Source organism: Euzebya tangerina, assembly GCF_003074135.1.
GTDB classification, from domain to species: domain Bacteria; phylum Actinomycetota; class Nitriliruptoria; order Euzebyales; family Euzebyaceae; genus Euzebya; species Euzebya tangerina.
Genome location: NZ_PPDK01000001.1, coordinates 1,965,227 through 1,983,128 on the forward strand (window position 1 = coordinate 1,965,227; position 17,902 = coordinate 1,983,128).

Below are 17,902 nucleotides of genomic sequence, written 5' to 3' on the forward strand. Positions count from 1 at the left end.
ACGACGCACCTGACGGGTCGGACATGGATCGCTGGCTGGCGGTCGGTCTGACGAACCCGGAGGGCGAGTACGGCGGCACCCGCCACAACATCGGTGCTGACGTCATCCGGGCGTTGGCCGCACGTCAGTCGACCGACCTCAAGCCCCACAAGGCCCAGGCGCTGGTCGCCGACACGTGGGACCGGCCCGGTGGGACCCCGCTCACCCTCGCGGTGCCGTTCGGCTACATGAACAACTCCGGAGGCCCCGTCCAGCAGCTCGTCCGCTTCTACAAGATGCCGACCGAGCGCGTGATCGTTGTCGCCGACGAACTCGATCTGGAACCAGGTGTGCTCAAGCTGAAGCGTGGAGGGACCAGCGGGCACAACGGCTTCCGCGACGTCAAGAACAAGCTGGGCGCTGACGACTACATCCGCCTCCGCTTCGGCATCGGGCGTCCGCCCGGACAGATGCCAGGCGCCAAGTACGTCTTGGGCCGGTTCAGCACCAGCGAACGCGCCGAGGTCATCGATGTCGCCGTCGAGGAGGCGGCCGACACGATCCTCCGCATCGTCGGTGACGGCTTCGATGCGGCGCAGAACCGGCTGCACACCACATGACCGGGCTTCACGGCTCGGGTGGAGCGACCACCAGCACCGACGTCGCCGAACACGCCGATCCGGTGATCGATCGGCCTGCCGGCCAGCCGTGGCAGCCCTCCGGTCCGCTCGCCGGGCTGCTCACGCGCACGACGGAGGACCTCGACGATCTCTCCCTGTCGACCGACGCGATGGTCTCGCCCACGCTGCGCCCGTTCGTCCTGGCTCAGCTCGCGCGGCGCCGCCCGCTGCTTGCCGTCACGCCGACGCTGAAGGACGCGGAGGCACTGGCGGACGACCTGGCGGCATTCATCGGCACTGCGGCTGTTGAGGTCTTCCCGCCCTGGGAGACGCTCCCCCACGAACGACTCTCGCCGCAGCCCTCAACTGTCGGACGTCGGCTGCGGGTCCTCGACCGCCTGCAACACGAGACGGCCGCTGCGACTGACCAGCAGCTCCGCGTCGTCATCGCGCCCGTCCGGGCGGTCCTCCAACCCATGGATCCCCGCCTGGTCGAGCGGCACCCGCTCCGGATATCCACTGCAGGCATCGAGGCCGCCACCTCCGAGGCCCCGAGCACCGGCGACGACGAGCCCCTCGGGCTGACCGGTCTGGTCGACCAGCTGGCCAACCTGGGCTACGTCCGCAGCTCGATGGTCACCGAGCGCGGCGAGTTCGCCCAACGCGGTGGACTGATCGACGTGTTCCCCACCACGGAGGACCACCCCGTCCGCGTCGAGTTCTGGGGCGACGACGTCGACGAGCTGCGGGCCTTCTCCACCGCCGATCAGCGGGCGCTGGAGCCCGTCGAGTCCGTCACGATCCATGCCGCCCGCGAACTGGTGCTGGACGCCGAGACGGTCGGGACGGCCCAGGCGCTGGCCGAGCAGGTCCCGGCGCTGGCCGACCAGCTGCAGATGCTGGCCGACGGGGTGGCCTTCGAGGGCATCGAGGGGCTCGTCACCGCCATCCATCCGACACCCGCCCACCTGCCGTCGCTCATGCCCGACGGCACCGGGCTGGCCCTGATCGACCCCGTCCAGTCCGCGGATCGGGCCGAGCAACTGGTCGCTCAGGCGTCAGAGCTCATGATCGCCGACTGGGCGTCGCTGGTCGAGCAGGTCGGCCACGCGGCCGAACCGGTCCAGATGTCCGAGCCAGGTGCCGGGTCGCCCACGACCGGGCCGCCCACGACAGGGCCGCCCGCGACCGCACCACGAGCTGGCTTCGCCCACCTCGACGAGGTCATCGCGGAGGTCGAGGGTGCCGGCGGGAAGCTCTGGCGGCTGACCCCGTTCTCGAGCGCCGACACCTTCGTCGAACTGAAGGCGCGCCCCTGGGACACCTTCAAGGGTGACGTCGTCTCGGCAGCGCAGACCGTCAGGCGGTACCTGAAGCCGAGCGGCGACGACGACCCGCCGATGACCGTGGTGCTCACCACACCCGGCCCTGGGCCCGCACAGCGGTTGGCCGAGGTGCTGCGGGCCGAGGGGGTTCCGGTCGATGTCGATGACCCCCGCACACGAATCGCCACGCAGCCGGATGGCCGGGCTCACATCCGCGAGTCATCGCTGCGGACGGGTTTCGTGGCGCCGGAGCTCGGCATCTGCCTGCTGGGTGAGTTCGACATCTTCGGGCCGCGCCGCCACCGTGCCGGCCGGCGTCTGAAGAGCCGACGGCTTGCCGCCCAGACCGTCGTCGACCTGGAGCCGGGCGACCCGATCGTCCACTCGACGCACGGCGTCGGCACCTACGTCGGCATGGTCACCCGTGAGTTGCGCGGCACCACCACACTCGGGGGCGGCACCGCCGGAACGGTGACCCGGGACTACGTCATCGTGGAGTACGCCGGCGAGGACCGGCTGTTCGTCCCCTCCGACCAGGTCGACACACTGGCCAAGTACGTGGGCGGCGAGGAGCCCAAGGTCATGCGCATGGGGGGCGCCGACTGGGAACGGGCCAAGGGCAAGGTGAAGGCCGCCGTTGCCGAGATGGCCGGTGAGCTGATCCGCCTCTACCAGGCTCGGATGCACGCACCGGGGCACGCCTTCAGTCCCGACACGACCTGGCAGACCGAGCTCGAGCAGGCCTTCGCCTACCCGGAGACCCCGGACCAACTCGAAGCCATCGACGCCGTGAAGCAGGACATGGAGGCGCCGGTCCCCATGGACCGCCTGATCTGCGGCGACGTCGGATTCGGCAAGACCGAGGTCGCGGTGCGGGCTGCCGCCAAGTGCATCTTCGACGGCAAGCAGTGTGCCGTCCTCGTCCCGACCACCCTCCTGGCCCAGCAGCACGGCGAGACCTTCACCGAACGGTTCAGCGGATTTCCGGTCACCATCGCAGTCTTGTCCCGCTTCGCCTCCGACGCCGAGCAAGCCAAGATCCTCGACGGCCTCGCTGCCGGCACCGTCGACCTGGTCATCGGCACCCACCGACTGCTCAGCAAGGACATCCGCTTCAAGGACCTCGGACTGCTCGTCGTTGACGAGGAACAGCGCTTCGGCGTCAGCCACAAGGAGCGCCTGAAGCAGATGAAGACGTCCGTCGACGTCCTGACGATGTCAGCGACCCCCATCCCACGGACGATGGAGATGGCCATTGCCGGCATCAGGGACCTGTCCACCATCGAGACCGCTCCCGAGGAACGGCAGCCGGTCGTCACCCAGGTCGCCGCCCTGGACGAGAACCTGGCGGCCCTCGCCATCCGACGCGAGTTGCTCCGCGAGGGACAGGTCTTCTGGCTCCACAACTCCGTCCGCACGATCGATGCCGCCGCGGAGGCCATCCGCGAGCTCGTGCCCGACGCGAAGATCGGGATCGGCCACGGACAGATGGCGGAGGGGCAGCTCGAGAAGGTGATGCTCGACTTCTGGCATCGCGAGTTCGACGTGCTGGTGTCGACGACGATCATCGAGTCCGGGCTGGACATCCCGAACGCCAACACCCTCATCGTGGAGCGGGCCGACATGTTCGGGTTGGCCCAGCTCTACCAGCTCCGTGGGCGTGTCGGCCGGTCGCGCAACCGCGGGTACGCCTACCTCTTCTATCCCGAGGACTCCCGGCTGACCGAGGAGGCCTACAAGCGGCTCGAGTCCATCTCAACCCACACCCAGCTGGGATCGGGGATGTCGATCGCGCTGAAGGACCTCGAGATCCGTGGGGCCGGCTCGATGCTCGGTGCCGACCAGTCGGGCCAGGTCGCCAGCGTCGGGTTCGAGGCCTACAGCCAGTTGATGGCCGACGCGGTCACCGAGCTGACCCAGGGCACACCGGCCGAGCCGGAGCCCGAGATCAAGGTCGACCTGCCGATCGACGCGCACCTCCCGAAGGACTACATCGCCGCGGAGGGTCTGCGCCTGGAGGCCTATCGAACCATCGCAGCGGTGCGGGACGCCCGTGGCGTCGCGGCCGCCCGGGAGGAACTCGTGGACCGCTACGGGCCGCTGCCGCCCGCCGCCGAGCGCCTGATGACGGTCGCCGCCCTGAAGGCCGCGCTGCGGCGCTTCGGCGTGGAGGAGGTCTCCACGACTCCGCGACGCACGATCCGGATCAGTCCCGTCAAGCTGTCGGACAGCCAGGAGGTCCGTCTGCGTCGAACCGACCGCTCAGCCTCGTACAACGCCGCCGCGGCACACGTGGAGCTCCAGATGCCCGGGAAGACGGGGGACGGCGGCGGCGACCTCATCGGCTGGTTGGCCGGGCGGGTGAAGCACGTCCTCGCTGGCAAGTAGCCGTCACCGCCGACAAGTAACGTAAGGACCCTCATGACACGTCGACTCGTTCTCCTCGCGCTGGTCGCTCTGCTCGCCACAGCCTGCGGGCAGGCCCTGAGTGATCCGGGTGCGGCAGCGGTCGTCGGCGACGACACCATCTCGATCGCCGAGGTGGAGGAGCTGGCAGCCCCGCTGGCCGGTCAGATCAATCCGCAGACCGGCGCACCGGGCGGGCTCGACGAAGCCGCGACCCAGGCCCTCGGCGAGCTCAGCCTCTTCACCGTCCTCAATCAGGAACTCGAGGCCATCGGCGGGCAGCCGGTGACCGACGACGCGGTCGACGCCTCCATCGACGAGGCCATCGAGGCCGTCGGGGGAGAGGACGCCTTCCAGGCACAGCTCGACGAGCAGGGCATCACCGACGCGCGGCTGCGGCTGGATCAGTCCTTCACCCTCCTGCTCGACAACATGACCGACGTCGTCGCTGGTGACGAGGAGATCTCCGAGGAGCAGATCCAGCAGGCATACGAGACCCAGTTCGGTGCGCCGGAGGTGTCCCACATCCTCGTGGAGACCGAAGCGGAGGCCAACGAGGTCCTCGATCGACTGGACGACGGTGAGTCCTTCGCCGACGTGGCAACCGAGGTCTCGCTCGATCCAGGCAGTGCGGCCAACGGCGGCTCGCTGGGCCCGCTCCAACCAGGAGCCTTCGTCCCCGAGTTCGAGGAGGCTGCGCTCGCCCTCTCGCCCGGCGAGGTGAGCCAACCGGTGCAGACCCAGTTCGGGTTCCACATCATCACGGTCGGCGACGTCCCGCCGCTCACCGACGACGTCCGTGAGGTGATCGTCGATCAGCTGCAGCAGCAGCAGTCACAGCTCGCCATCCAGACCGTCATCCAGACGGCGCTGGAGGAGGCCGACGTGCAGGTCAACCCTCGCTTCGGCCGCTGGGAGCCGGTACTCGGCCCGCAGGGGCTGTCCCAGATCATCGCTGCCGGGGAACCGCTCGGGGATCTGGTTCCGGCCGCGTCGGCTGACCTGCAACTCGAGCAGGCACCGCCTCCGCCGCCCGACGGCGAGTAGCCGACGGCACTGACTGATGAGTGACGTGGCAGGCCAACGGCTGCTGCTGGTCGACACGGTCGATCAGCTCCCGGGGCTCCTTCCCTGGCATGCGTTCGTGGCGTTGCGTGGCTGCGACCTGATTCTCCTGGGCACGGCCGATCATCCCATGGCGAGCCACCTCGACATGGCCGAGGAGCGCTACGAGATCGTCCCTGCCGACGTCGGGGAGCAGGCGGTCGGACGTGCGGACCTGCTCGGTGGCCTCTCCCTGGCCGACAAGGCTCGCGCCACCTGGGTCGTGGAACGGATCACGGCGACCGGCGCGGTGGCCTACATCTTCGGGCCCGACGACACCGATGCGTTCACCCGAAGCCTGGGCATGGAGGCGGCTCGAGAGGGCATCGAGGTCGAGGTGGTGTACTTCGGCGTGGCACCGAAGGGGGTCAAGCTGCTGGATCTGGTCGGCGTCGAGGAGCGGCTGCTGGCGCCCGGCGGGTGCCCCTGGGACGCCGAGCAGACGCATGCGACGCTGGCCAAGTACGCCATCGAGGAGGCCCACGAGCTGGCCGACGCCATCGCCATCGATGATCCAGCTGCCATCGCCGAGGAGTTGGGCGATGTGCTGCTGCAGGTCGTGTTCCACGCCGAGATGGCTGAGACCTTCGACATCGACGCCGTGGCGGCCGGGATCACCGAGAAGCTGGTCCGGCGCCACCCGCACGTGTTCGGTCGGGACGGGGACGCCTACACCTCGGCCGACGACGCCGGACAGGTCCAGTCCAACTGGGACGCCATCAAGGCGGCGGAGAAGCCTGACCGAACCGGCCCCTTCGACGGTGTGCCCAGTGGCCTGCCGGCGATGGCTCTGGCGGCCAAGGTCCAATCCAAGGCCGAGCGTTTGGGGTTCGTCTGGGAGGACGAGGCGGCGGCCGCCGAGAAGGTGGCCGAGGAGCTCGGTGAGGTGCTCGACGCGCGAGACGCCGAGGAGACACGTGAGGAGATCGGCGACCTGCTGCTGGCCGCGGTCAGCTTGGCGCGAGCCTCAGGCGTGGACCCGGAGGATGCTCTGCGCCGGCGGATCGCCCGCTTCCGCTCGCGGTTCGAGGCAGTGGTCGAGGGTCTGGACGCCGACGAGGTCGCGGCGCTGACCCCGGAGGCGTGGCGGGCGCGCTGGGCCGCGACGGCGGAGTAGGCCCGACCCTGGCAGCGTGATGCCAGCCGACACGATCGTGCGGATTCGGCTGCCTATGACGGTTGGGCCCCGATCGTGACATCTGAACGGGATCATCTTGCCTTGACCCCACGAGGAGCTCTACGGTACGCAACTGTCTCTGTAATCGCTTTCACAGCTTGGATCGATGACCGCCAGCATCACCGACGTCGCCGCGCGCGCTGGCGTGTCCGTCGCCACGGTCAGCCGGGCGCTGCGAGGGCTCCCGAACGTCGCTGACGGCACCCGGCAGAAGGTGATGGCCGCCGCCGAGGCACTGGACTACGTCGTCAACCCGAACGCCTCCCGACTGGCAGCCGGACGGAACACCACGATCGGGGTGGTCCTGCCGCACACCGTCGGCTGGTACTTCCAGCACGTGATGACGGGCCTGCAGGCGCACCTGCGGCTGCGAGGCTTCGACCTGTTGGTCTACACCGTGCCGACCCCGGAGGCGCGTGACCAGTTCTTGACCACCCTGCCGTTTCGCAAGCGGGTCGATGGCCTCGTGCTCGTCGACGTCCCCCTGACCGACGCTGAGCAGCGGGCGCTGGCCGAGCTGGACATCCCCCTCGTGGCGGTGGGCGAGGGCGGCCGGCACTTCCCACTCATCAAGGTGGACAACTGTCGGGGTGCCGAGATCGCCACGGACTTCCTGCTCGACCTCGGCCATGAGCGCATCGGCTTGGTGTCAGGGCCACTGGACGATCCGATGCGCTTCCGCGTCGCCAACGACCGGCACGAGGGCTGGGCGAAGAGCCTGGCCGGCCGCGGGGTGGACCCCGAGCCGAGTTGGGTGTCGATCGGCGACTTTCGGATGCAGCACGGGGTGAGCGGCATCATCGACCTGCTGACCCAGTCGACCGGGCTGACGGCCGTGCTGATCATGTCCGACGAGATGGCCACCGGCGCGCTCCACGTCCTGAGCCAGCAGAACATCCGCGTGCCGGAGGATCTCTCGGTGATCGGGTTCGACGGTCAGGAGATCGCCACCTACCTGGGCCTGACGACGGTGCACCAACCGATGGAGATGTTGGGCGTGCAGGCGGGGGAGGTGCTGCTGGCCCTCATCCGTGGGGAGTCCCCGGGCGCGTTCCCGCGGGTCCTGCCCGTCTCACTGGCCGTCCGGGAGACCACATCGATGCCGCCCGCGTGCCGATGACCACCCGATCTGCCCGATTGGGTGTTGGTCATGTGGCTGGTGTGGCCTAGGGTGGTTGATGGTGTCAGCGTGGCATCGTGGCTGCGGCCCGCTGTCGCGGATCGCCGGAGGAGGACGACGTGGAAATCATCGATGTACTAGGCCGAGAGATCATCGACTCGCGCGGGAACCCGACCGTCGAGGTCGAGATCCTGCTGGAGGACGGATCGCTTGGCCGCGCGGCCGTACCGAGCGGCGCATCGACCGGGCAGTTCGAGGCAGTCGAGCTGCGGGATGGCGGCGACCGCTACCTGGGCAAAGGCGTCACGGCTGCCGTGGAGAACGTCAACGCGCAGATCCGTCCCCTGCTGGTGGGCTTCGACGCCACCGACCAGCGGGTCATCGACGACGCCATGCTGGATCTGGACGGCAGCGACAACAAGTCCGCCATCGGCGCCAATGCCATCCTCGGTGCGAGCCTCGCGGCCGCCAAGGCTGCTGCGGCGTCCCGTGGGCTCCCGCTGTACGCCTACCTGGGTGGACCGAACGCCCACCTGCTCCCGGTGCCGATGATGAACATCATCAACGGCGGCTCGCACGCCGAGTCGTCCGTGGACTTCCAGGAGTTCATGATCGCCCCCGTCGGCGCCCCGACCTTCTCCGAGGCGCTCCGCACCGGCATCGAGGTCTACCACGCCCTCAAGAAGGTCCTGTCATCCCGGGGCATGAACACCGCCCTGGGCGACGAAGGCGGGTTCGCCCCGAACCTGCCGTCCAACTCCGCCGCGCTGGACCTGATCATCGAGGCCATCGGGAACGCCGGCTACGAGCCCGGCACCGACGTCGCACTCGCCATGGACGTCGCGGCCTCGGAGTTCTACGCCGATGGCAGCTACAACCTGGCCGGTGAGGGGAGAAGCCTCTCGTCGGAGGAGATGGGCGGCGAGCTGCAGGGCCTGGTGGACAACTACCCGATCGTGTCCATCGAGGACGGTCTGGACGAGGAGGACTGGGCGGGCTGGAAGGCACTTACCGAGGCCGTCGGTGACCGCTGCCAGTTGGTCGGGGATGACCTCTTCGTCACCAACGTCCAGCGGATCAAGCGTGGCATCGATGAGGGGTCGGCCAACAGCGTGCTGGTCAAGGTCAACCAGATCGGAACGTTGACCGAGACGTTCGACGCCATGCAGATGGCGCACCGCACCGGTTGGACGTGCATGGTGTCCCACCGCTCGGGTGAGACCGAGGACACCACGATCGCGGACCTGGCCGTGGCCACCAACGCCGGTCAGATCAAGACCGGTGCGCCGGCGCGGAGCGATCGAGTGGCCAAGTACAACCAGCTGCTCCGCATCGAGGAGGAGTTGGGCGATGCCGCGCGGTACGCCGGTTCCTCGGCCTTCCGATTGGCGACCTAGAGCACCTGCATGGGCCGTCCGGCAGCAGCGCAGTCGCCCCGCACTCCGTCGTCACCACGGGGGGCGCGGGGTACGTCGTCGCGCGGCGATGCAACGCCGACCCGCCGGCGAAGGAAGGCGGCTCGCGGGAAGCCGGTCCGTGGGAAGGCGGCTCGCGGGAAGCCGGTCCGCGGGAAGCCGGCTCGCGGGAAGCCGGCCCGCGCGAGTGAGCGGTCGCAAGCGAAGAGGAGGGCCCGGCCGGCGTCAACCACGCGTGTCCGCCCGGCCAGACGCCCGCCAGCGGCACCCTGGATCTACCCGCTGGTCCTCCTCAGCGCCGTGGCGCTGATCGGGGCCATGGCCCTCACGCCGTGGGCCAGTCTGACCGCCGCCACCGATCGGGTTGATGCACTCGAGGCCGAGCAGGCCGAACTCGACGCTGCCGTGGAGGAGTTGCAGGCCGAGGCCGACCGCCTGCAGGACCCGCTCGAGCTGGAGGGTCCGGCGCGGGAGGACCTGGGGCTGTCACGTCCCGGCGAGATCCCCTACATCATCACCAACCCGCCGTCCGACAGGCCGGAGCCGGCCGGTGCCTCCGCCGACGGTCCTGGGGGGAACGAGGAACCGTCGGTCTGGCAACAGGTCGGCAGCTGGTTCGCGGACCTCCTGCCCTGAGCATGGCTGGCGCAGCGGCGGCGCTGGTCCTGCACGACAAGCCGTTGGCCGATGTCGACAGTCGCGTCCTGCTCGGCATACTTCGGCTGCGCTGCGACGTCTTCGTCGTGGAGCAGCAGTGCGCCTACCCCGAGATCGACGACGACGACGCATCACCGTCCACACGACACATCTGGGTGGCGCCCGCAGACGAGCCTGCCGTCGTCGCGTCCTACCTCCGCGTGATCAACCCGGTCGGCAGTACCCCTCCCGCCTCTGGCCGTCCGCAGCGGGTCGGCCGGGTGGTCACGGCGCCGTCATGGCGTGGCCGGGGTCTCAGCCGACGACTGCTGCACCATGTGCTGGATCGCCATCCCGGACCAACCGTGCTGAACGCTCAGTCGCGCCTGCGCGGGTTCTACGAGGGGTTGGGCTTCGAGGTGGTCGGGCCAGCATTCATCGAGGACGGCATCCCGCACCTCCCCATGGCCCTGGCCGTGCCGCCGTCGGCGTCAGGACGCGAGTGATCAGTTCCGGCCACGAACGTGGTGGATCATGATCAGCAGCGGTAGCAGCCCGGCGTCGTGGGACGCCACGCTCGGTTCGAACGCCGGATCACCCAGGACCCCGTCTCGCTCAGGAGCCGTCGGCGACCTCGACCGACTCGAGGATCGCTCGGAGCTGGGCCGGGTCCGCAGAGTCCACGGGAGCCTCTGACCGTCCGTACAGCAGCTGACCTTCGGGGGTCAGCACGAACAGGTCGAAGTGGTGGACCGCGTCACCCTGTGCGGTCGAGAAGCGGAACTCGTGCAGCTCCGCCGTGGTGGCCCCGGCGATGTCCACCATGTCCACGGCCAACTCCTCGACGTCCGTGCGCACGTTGTTCAGTACGGTCAGGGTTCCTTGGACGGCTGCCTCGAACTCGGCCTCGCCGCCGGTGAACGCATCATCGAGGGTCAGCGCTGCTGAAGGCGGCAGGCCCTCGACGTCTGGCTGGAGGACTCGTATCTCGGTGTCGCTTTGGCCTTGGACGTCCCAGCCCGGTGGGTAGGCCATCGTCGCAAAGGGCGCTTCGACCGGTGTGAAGCCATCGGGAGTCTCGGCGGAGTCGGTGCCCGTGCAGCCCACAGTTACAACGGCCATCACGATGATGACCAGGATCGTTCCCCGCACTCGTGCTCTCCTATCCGAAGCAGTTGATCCACGGCTCGAACTGGCCGGTGCTCGGATCGTAGTACGCGGCTTCGACGAGTCTGGCGTTCTCGCGTATGAGGTTCGCACTCAGGCGACCGCCGACGATGAAGTCGCCGCTCGCATCGATGCCGTAGACCCCGTCGTTCAGTTCGTAGACCTGCCGGGTGACGGTTGAGTTCTCCACGATCGCCGTGCCCAGCGCGGCAGCGTTCTCGTCGAGGGGCTCGCCACCCGGGGCCAGGGAGACGATGAAGTCGACCGTCGCCTGCTCGAGCTCTGGGCTGTCGACGTCCAACTCGAAGGTCATCACGACCTGTTCGGTGGCGTCCTGCGGGTTGACCACGCTGTCGGCCAGCTGCTCCAACGCCTCTCCTGGATCGTCGCTGATCAGCGAGCTGTCCTGGGTGACGGTGCTGGTGACCGTCAACGCGACGGTGTCGATCGTGCCGTCAGGCGCGAAGGTCACGGTCAGCTCGTGGGTCCCGCCGGAGCCGAGGTCGACGTCGGCCAACGCCGGGATGCCGATGCTGCCGGCCAGTTCGGCGTCGATGATGAAGGTCGATTCGATCGAGCCGTCGGGCTTCAGCGTGTGTCCGGCGGCTGCCTCGAGCCCCGCCGACAACTCGGCTGACGCCACACCTCCGACGGCCTCGGCCACGGCGGTGCCGGTCACGCCGACCTCGACGCTGACCCCGTCCTGCTCGGTGTCGACGTCGTTGCCACCGATCCCGATGAGGCCCAGTCCGCCCTCGGCGAGGTCGCTCACGATGGGCAGCCCCGTGATCGGATTGGAGTGGATCGCGTTGCTGACCAGACGATCCTCGATGTACCCGTCGGCGGCGTCCTGGTCGGCGACGATCACGCTGTTCCCGAGCTCGATGAAGACGCCGGCACCCGCACCGGCCTCGGCTGCGCCGCCGACCTGTTGGTCCCCGGCGTTGACGGTCACACCGCCCCCGACCCCGGTTGAGACGCCGCCTTGCCCGCGAACGACCTCGGTCACCCTGACGGTGCCGTCGGACAACTCTTCGGTGATGAACCCGTACGACCCGTCCACGTCGACCACGACCACGGTCACGCCGAGGTCGAATCGGTCGGAGTTGGAGGCCACCACGCAGGGCTGCGTCGGGCCACCGTCGGCCACGTCGGGTCGGCCGCAGCTGTCACCTCCCGTGATCCGGCTGACCAGACATCTGAAGTCGTCGGCCAGGCCGTCGCCGATCCCCGGCGAGATGAGGACCAGTGCCGTGAGGAGCGCCACGATCACCGCGGCGATGCCGAGCCACTCGATGGTGGTCTGGCCGTCGTCGGGACGCAGTCGTCTCATTGCATGGTGGACGCTAGTGGTCGGGCGCCGCATCGTCTTGAGCCGTGGGACCCATATTTGGTGCGGGATGGGGGCCCAATCATCTGGGCCCCCAGGGACCCCGTACGAGCGCCTGCTACGGGGAGCGGCGCAGCCGGGCGAACACCACACCCGCCCCACCGCCCGCGCCAAGGACCGCAGCGAGCAGCGCGCCCAGGCCGGCGGTGCCATCGCCGAGCTGGCTGATGACGACGCCGATGACGATCGTGCTCGTGACGACGCCGAGGCCCAGCAATGCGGCAGAGGCATCGGCGTAGCCACGTCGAGCGGCGCTCCGCGTGGTGATGGCAGCGGCGACAGCCGTTCCGGGTGCCAGTGTGACGGCCGCCACACCCGCCGGAGAGGCCGATTGCAGCAGCACCGCCAGGACGGCTGCCAGGATCCCGGCCACGACCGCGGCGAGGACGGTGGTTCCCACCCCGATCGCGGCAACGGCCGCGAGCGGGTTGTCGACCAACCTCACGGGTCGACGGATCCTGGCTGCACCAAGCCGATGAGCGCGGCGTGCTCCGCGACCACGCGGCTGTCGGCCGCCAGGACGAACGGCACGTCGACCGACCACCGACCGCGCACGGCCTCGACGCGACCGTCCTCCGGGTCCAGTCGGACCTCGCGGATGTAGACGGCCTTGACCCGGCCAGGGTGGGCCCGGGCCACCTCGGCATAGATCTCCGGGTCGTGTTGGCCTGAGTCGCCGATCAGCACGAAGGGGAGGGTCGGGTGCAGGGCGAGGATCTCGTCGATGCGCTCGTGCTTCGCGGAGCCGTGGGTCCGGTCGAGATCCTTCCCGATGAGTTCGCGCAAGAGGATGGGGCCGAGTGGGAAGGCGCGGTGCTCCATGAAGGCCGTCAGGAACCCGTGCAGATTCCAAGGGCTCGAGGAGACATAGAAGACCGGATTGCTGCTGGTGCCCTCCGGGCCGGCGACCAGTGCGCGGTACAGGGCTGCCGCTCCCTCGAACGGGATGCGGGTGAGTGCCGACCCGAAGAAGGTCGTCTTCAGCATCTCGGCGACCCGCTGCGCGCCCGTCTCGAGGATGGTGTCGTCGATGTCGGAGATGACCCCGAACGCACAGTCAGGGGAGGGGACACGAGCGCGGATCGTGGTGGCGTGGAGTCCCGTGGTCCCCCGAACTGGCGCGGCCAGCTCGACCCGGCCCTCCTGCCACGGCCCCTCGAACGGCGTCTCGCCGGCCTCGACCTCGACCCGGAAGTAACCCTGGTCGTCCGTGGTGGTCTCCACCTCCACCCCTGCGATCTGGATCAGCAGGTCGACGTCGGGGATCTCATCGGTGATGAACCGTTCGAAGGACCGACGCAGCGCGGCCAGAGCGTCCTCACCAGGCTGCGCCGCCGCCGGTTCCCGCCCGTCGAGGACGCGGCCGCGCAGCACGAGGCGCTCGGCGTTGCCGTGGCCGATGTAGGGGACGATCGTCAGATCCTCCGGCGGGTCGTCCTTCATCTGCTCGCGGCGAGCAGCATCCCAGGCAACCTCAGCCGCCCTCACCGATCGCTTCAGGAACCGCTTGACGGGTTGCTTCACGATGGTGGGGACGAGATGGTCGGGCACGATCCAGAGCGTAGACCGGCGTCCACGCGTGGTGTGGCTGGCAGGTGGTGCCACACTTGGCGCCATGAACGCAGCCAGTCCCGTCCCCGACCCCGAGGGACTGCCCGATGCACTGACGCTGGCGAGCGACGCGGGCTACGAGTCCCAGGCTGCGCGACCGGCGATCGACGCGGATGACGCGGCCGTCGCAGCGGCCATGATCGGCCGGCCGCTCCGAGGCCGATCGGCTGCAGCCGTGCGCTGCGGGTGGGGGTTGCCGGCGGTGCTTCGCGTCGACCCGGTGCTCGAGACCGGTGCCCCATTCCCCACGGTCTTCTGGTTGGCGTGTCCGCTGGCCAACTCCCGCATCGGGACGTTGGAGGGGACGGGGGCGATGGAGACGCTCCGCGAACGGGTGGCTGATCCCGAGGAGTGGCGGGACAGCTATCGGCAGGCCGGCGAGCGGTACGTGGCGTTCCGCAACGGCCTGGGGGAGCGGGTACCGGGCGACCCGGCAGCCGGCGGGCTGCCGGAGCGGGTCAAGTGCCTGCACAGCCTCTACGGCCACCACCTGGCCACGGATGACAATCCCGTTGGAGCCTGGGTGGCGGAGCGGCTGGAACCGCTCCACTGCCCGACGCCGTGCGTGGACGTCTCCCCTTCCACCGATGGGTAGGTTCACCCGGCTGGTCAGGCACCGCCGGCGCAGGTGTAGCCCCAGGGGGCACCGATGAGCCCGGCGTCGGCGGGCGGGCGGGTGGTGGCCGCAGTGGATGTCGGAACCAACTCCGTGCGGCTGCTGGTCCTGCGCGAGTCCGGCGACGGCCCGTCCGCACTGCGTCGGGAGCTGCGTCTGGTGCGCCTGGGGGAGGGGGTCGACCAGACGGGCCGACTCGCCCCCGCCGCCATCGAGCGCACTGTCGCGGCGATCAGCGAGTTCGCGGGCATGTGGGAGGCCGCGGGCGCGGAGGCAGTCCGGATCACCACGACGAGCGCCGCGCGGGATGCCGACAACGTCGACGATCTGGCCGCGCGGGTGCGGGAGACGACCGGGGTGCGGTTGGAGGTGATCTCCGGGGAGGAGGAGGGACGGCTGGCCTTCGCCGGCGCGACCGCGGGTCTGCGGGATGAGGAGCCCGTGGCAGTCCTGGACATCGGCGGCGGATCGACCGAGATGATCGTCGGGACCACCAAGCCTCGGGCCTGGACCTCCCGACAGCTCGGATCGGTCCGCCTGACCGAGCGGGTGCTGCTCTCGGACCCGCCGACGGAGGCAGAGGTCGCTCGGGCGCGGGAGGTGATCGACGTCGAGCTGGACGCGATCCTCGCCGAGACCGCGCCAGCCAGCGGTGCGCGGCTGGTGGCTGTCGCCGGGACGGCGACCACCGTGGCGGCGCTGCACCTCGGCGCCGACACCTATCCCGAGGGGCAGATCCACGGTCTGGTCCTGACGACGGCGGAGGTGGGGACGATTGCTGACACGTTGCTGGCCCGCTCAGCGGCGGAGATCGCCCGTGCCGGCGGAGTCCAACCCGGGCGAGAGGACGTGATCGCGGGCGGTGCGCTCATCCTGCACCGGACCATGGAACGGCTCGGCTTCGACGAGGTGACGATCAGCGAATCCGACTCGCTGGACGGGTCTGCTGCCCGCCTGCTGGAGGAGCAGCGGAGAGCCGCGGCTGCCGCGGAGGAGCTGGTCGAGGTCGTCGAGCGTGACGGATCCGTCGTCGACGTCATCACCCGGGCCGAGATGCGACGCCGCGGGGCTCGCCACCGCTGCACCTTCATCGCGGTGGTCCGCTCGAGCGGTGCGGTCGTCGTGCACCAGCGCGCGGCCTGGAAGGACGTGTCGCCCTCCCGCTGGGATCTGGCCTTCGGCGGGGTGTGTGACGTCGGGGAGGGGTGGCTCGAGTCCGCGACCCGGGAACTCGAGGAGGAGGCGGGAGTCAGCGGCGTCGAGCTGACCGAGCTGGGACAGGTGGCCTTCGAGGGCGAGGGCTTCGCCATCGTCGGGCGCGTCTACGCGGTGCTGTACGACGGACCGGTGAGCCCGGATGACGGCGAGGTCGTCGCCCTGGACGAGATCCCGATCGAGGCCCTGGACCAGTGGATCGCCACCACGGAGCTGGTGGACGACTCGCCGGTCGTGGTCCCGCCGTTGCTGGTCGAGTGGTGGCAGGGACGCTGAGCCGGTAGAGCAGTTCGAGCCGCTGCGCCCAGTTCGAGGTGGCAGCCTCAGGCACACTCGCTCTCGCCCAGCTGGACCGCGAAGCGCTCGGAGTTGCCCCAGTCGGTGTAGAAGTCCGGGTCCTCCTCCAGTGCTGGCATGGAGTCGTGGACCTTCAGGTCCGCCTTCAACGTCTTCGGGCCCACACGGGCCACCCAGTCGGCGAACTGCTCACCCCGCTGGCGTTCGGTGGCGTAGCGCTCGAGCAGTGTGACGGCGACGTCAGGAGCCTTCTTGGCGGGAACCTTTGCGACGTAGTGGCCGAACTTCGCGCCGCCGTCGCCGATGCGCGCGCCGACGAACACCCGGTAGCCGGGAGCCTCGTTGCCGTTCGGGTCGCGACGGGCCATCCCCGAGAAGCCGAGGTCGGCGGTGGTGTGCTGGCCGCAGGAGTTGGGGCACCCGGAGATGTTGATCCGCAGGTCCTCGATCTCGTGCAGGCCACCAGCCTCCAGCGCATCGGTCACCGCGCCCGCCAGGCCACGGGATGCCGTCACGGCCAGGTTGCAGGTCTCGGCGCCCGGGCAGGACACGATGTCCCCGGACCGCTCGGCTCGGGCCAGCGCCATGTTCCCGTCGTGCAACGCCGCGAACAGCACGGGGACGTCCTCAGCCTGGAGGCCGACGAAGAGCAGGTTCTGCCGGATGGTCGTCCGGACCGAGACGTGGTCGCCGATCCGCCGCCAGACCCTGGCCAGGTCTCGCATCTGACCGCTCGTGAGATCTCCCAGGTGGAAGGTCGCGTAGGCGCCGTAGGCGACCTCGCCGGGCTCGTCCTCGACGTCGTAGCCGAAGACGTTGGCGTCGCGCCACGCCTCGTAGGCGGGCAGCACCCCGGCGGCCAACGTGGGACCAGCGCCGGGGAGTGGGATGGTCGTGATGGCCTCGCCGTCGGCACGCCGGGCGGCGGGGCGGATCGGAGCCTCGATGTGGGGGTAGATCGTTTCGCGCTCGAGCCGGATGCGGTGGGTCTCCACCTCTGCCCGGAACCGCTCGATCCCCCACTTGTTCAGCAGGAACTTCATGCGGGCGCGGACGCGGTTCTTGCGTTCCCCGTGCTCCTCGAACACGGTGAGGATGGCCTCGACCGTGGGCAGCACACGGTCAACCGGGGTGAACGGCTCGAGCAGGTCGGCCTCCCGTGGTGCGGAGCCGAGGCCGCCTCCGACGTAGAGCTTGAACCCGGCCTGACCGTCCTTGACCACACCGAGGAAGCCGATGTCGTGGATGCCGAGTTGGGCGTGGTCGCGCGTCGACCCGTCGAAGGCCATCTTGAACTTGCGCGGCAGGGCCTGCGTCAGGGGATGGCGCAGGAAGTACCGGGTGACCACCTCCGCAGCGTTCCGGGTGTCCACCACCTCGTCGGGGTCGATGCCAGCCAGGTGCGACTGGGTGATGGTCCGGACGCTGTTGCCGCATCCCTCGCGGGTCGTCAGCCCGCTCTCGGCCAACCGGCGGAGCATGCCCGGCACCTCGTCGGTCTTGACGAAGTGCAGCTGGAAGTTCTGGCGCGTGGTGAGGTGGGCGAACCCGCGCGAGTACTCATCGGCGACATCGGCGATGGCGTCCAGGTGATCCGGCTCGATGAGCCCGCCGGGGATCTTGATCCGGATCATGTGGTCTTCGGAGTTGCGGATCCCGTAGGTGCCCATGTGCAGGCGCCTGGTCCGGAACTCGTCGTCGTCGATCGTTCCGGCCTTCCACGCGGCGATGGTCTGCTCGAACTCGTCGATCTCGGCCATGTCGGCGTAGGAGCGGTCTGCCTGGGACTGGACGGTCGGCGCAGTGGTGGTCATGCGCGAGAGG

At 69.5% G+C, this 17,902-nt stretch carries 15 protein-coding genes; 10 read left to right on the forward strand and 5 right to left on the reverse strand.

All coding sequences use genetic code 11. The features are described from left to right. Positions 1-23: 23 nt before the first annotated feature. The 8 genes from pth (at position 24) to C1746_RS09170 (ending at position 10,288) form a co-directional block, all read left to right on the forward strand. Positions 24-599, forward strand: a complete 576-nt coding sequence (pth, locus tag C1746_RS09130; RefSeq protein ID WP_116714304.1) for an aminoacyl-tRNA hydrolase — start codon at positions 24-26, stop codon at positions 597-599. Then, positions 596-4,312, forward strand: a complete 3,717-nt coding sequence (mfd, locus tag C1746_RS09135; protein ID WP_116714305.1) for a transcription-repair coupling factor — start codon at positions 596-598, stop codon at positions 4,310-4,312. Before pth ends, mfd begins: the two co-directional genes overlap by 4 nt. 33 nt (positions 4,313-4,345) lie before the next feature. Then, entirely contained in the window at positions 4,346-5,377 is a 1,032-nt protein-coding gene (locus C1746_RS09140; protein WP_116714306.1) for a peptidylprolyl isomerase, read from the forward strand. A 16-nt stretch (positions 5,378-5,393) separates the two neighbouring features. Beyond that, positions 5,394-6,551 carry a nucleoside triphosphate pyrophosphohydrolase gene (gene mazG / locus C1746_RS22465; protein WP_205711785.1) on the forward strand — a complete coding sequence of 386 codons (1,158 nt, stop codon included), beginning with the start codon at positions 5,394-5,396 and terminating at the stop codon, positions 6,549-6,551. Between the two features lie 166 nt (positions 6,552-6,717). Continuing rightward, the gene (locus C1746_RS09150) at positions 6,718-7,731 is read left to right on the forward strand and encodes a LacI family DNA-binding transcriptional regulator (protein ID WP_116714307.1); all 1,014 of its coding nucleotides are present in this window, start codon (positions 6,718-6,720) and stop codon (positions 7,729-7,731) included. Between the two features lie 119 nt (positions 7,732-7,850). After that, positions 7,851-9,128 carry a phosphopyruvate hydratase gene (gene eno, locus C1746_RS09155; protein ID WP_116715640.1) on the forward strand — a complete coding sequence of 426 codons (1,278 nt, stop codon included), beginning with the start codon at positions 7,851-7,853 and terminating at the stop codon, positions 9,126-9,128. A gap of 318 nt (positions 9,129-9,446) precedes the next feature. Beyond that, positions 9,447-9,782 carry an FtsB family cell division protein gene (locus C1746_RS09165; protein WP_116714309.1) on the forward strand — a complete coding sequence of 112 codons (336 nt, stop codon included), beginning with the start codon at positions 9,447-9,449 and terminating at the stop codon, positions 9,780-9,782. Between the two features lie 2 nt (positions 9,783-9,784). Further along, the gene (locus tag C1746_RS09170) at positions 9,785-10,288 is read left to right on the forward strand and encodes a GNAT family N-acetyltransferase (RefSeq protein ID WP_116714310.1); all 504 of its coding nucleotides are present in this window, start codon (positions 9,785-9,787) and stop codon (positions 10,286-10,288) included. A gap of 109 nt (positions 10,289-10,397) precedes the next feature. Here the strand turns inward: C1746_RS09170 and C1746_RS09175 are convergent, their stop codons facing one another. The 4 genes from C1746_RS09175 to C1746_RS09190 all read right to left on the reverse strand — a co-directional run bounded on the left by C1746_RS09175 (position 10,398) and on the right by C1746_RS09190 (position 13,890). Then, positions 10,398-10,934: a hypothetical protein gene (locus tag C1746_RS09175; RefSeq protein ID WP_116714311.1), complete on the reverse strand. Its 537-nt coding sequence runs from the start codon at positions 10,932-10,934 to the stop codon at positions 10,398-10,400. A 10-nt stretch (positions 10,935-10,944) separates the two neighbouring features. Next, entirely contained in the window at positions 10,945-12,282 is a 1,338-nt protein-coding gene (locus C1746_RS09180) for a hypothetical protein (protein WP_116714312.1), read from the reverse strand. Positions 12,283-12,397: 115 nt separating this feature from the next. After that, positions 12,398-12,784 (reverse strand): hypothetical protein, encoded by a 387-nt coding sequence (locus C1746_RS09185; RefSeq protein WP_116714313.1) that lies wholly within the window; start codon positions 12,782-12,784, stop codon positions 12,398-12,400. Continuing rightward, positions 12,781-13,890: an App1 family protein gene (locus C1746_RS09190; protein ID WP_116714314.1), complete on the reverse strand. Its 1,110-nt coding sequence runs from the start codon at positions 13,888-13,890 to the stop codon at positions 12,781-12,783. The genes C1746_RS09185 and C1746_RS09190 overlap by 4 nt, the downstream gene beginning before the upstream one ends. Positions 13,891-13,954: 64 nt before the next feature. On the opposite strand from C1746_RS09190, the gene C1746_RS09195 reads away from it, so the two are divergent. Together C1746_RS09195 and C1746_RS22000 are read left to right on the forward strand one after the other, a co-directional pair. Next, on the forward strand, positions 13,955-14,545 hold the full coding sequence (locus C1746_RS09195) for a DUF501 domain-containing protein (RefSeq protein WP_162867567.1): 591 nt from the start codon (positions 13,955-13,957) through the stop codon (positions 14,543-14,545). Between the two features lie 54 nt (positions 14,546-14,599). Continuing rightward, positions 14,600-16,057 carry a Ppx/GppA phosphatase family protein gene (locus C1746_RS22000; protein ID WP_162867568.1) on the forward strand — a complete coding sequence of 486 codons (1,458 nt, stop codon included), beginning with the start codon at positions 14,600-14,602 and terminating at the stop codon, positions 16,055-16,057. A gap of 47 nt (positions 16,058-16,104) precedes the next feature. Here the strand turns inward: C1746_RS22000 and C1746_RS09205 are convergent, their stop codons facing one another. Next, positions 16,105-17,892: a nitrite/sulfite reductase gene (locus C1746_RS09205; RefSeq protein ID WP_116714316.1), complete on the reverse strand. Its 1,788-nt coding sequence runs from the start codon at positions 17,890-17,892 to the stop codon at positions 16,105-16,107. Positions 17,893-17,902 lie beyond the last annotated feature (10 nt).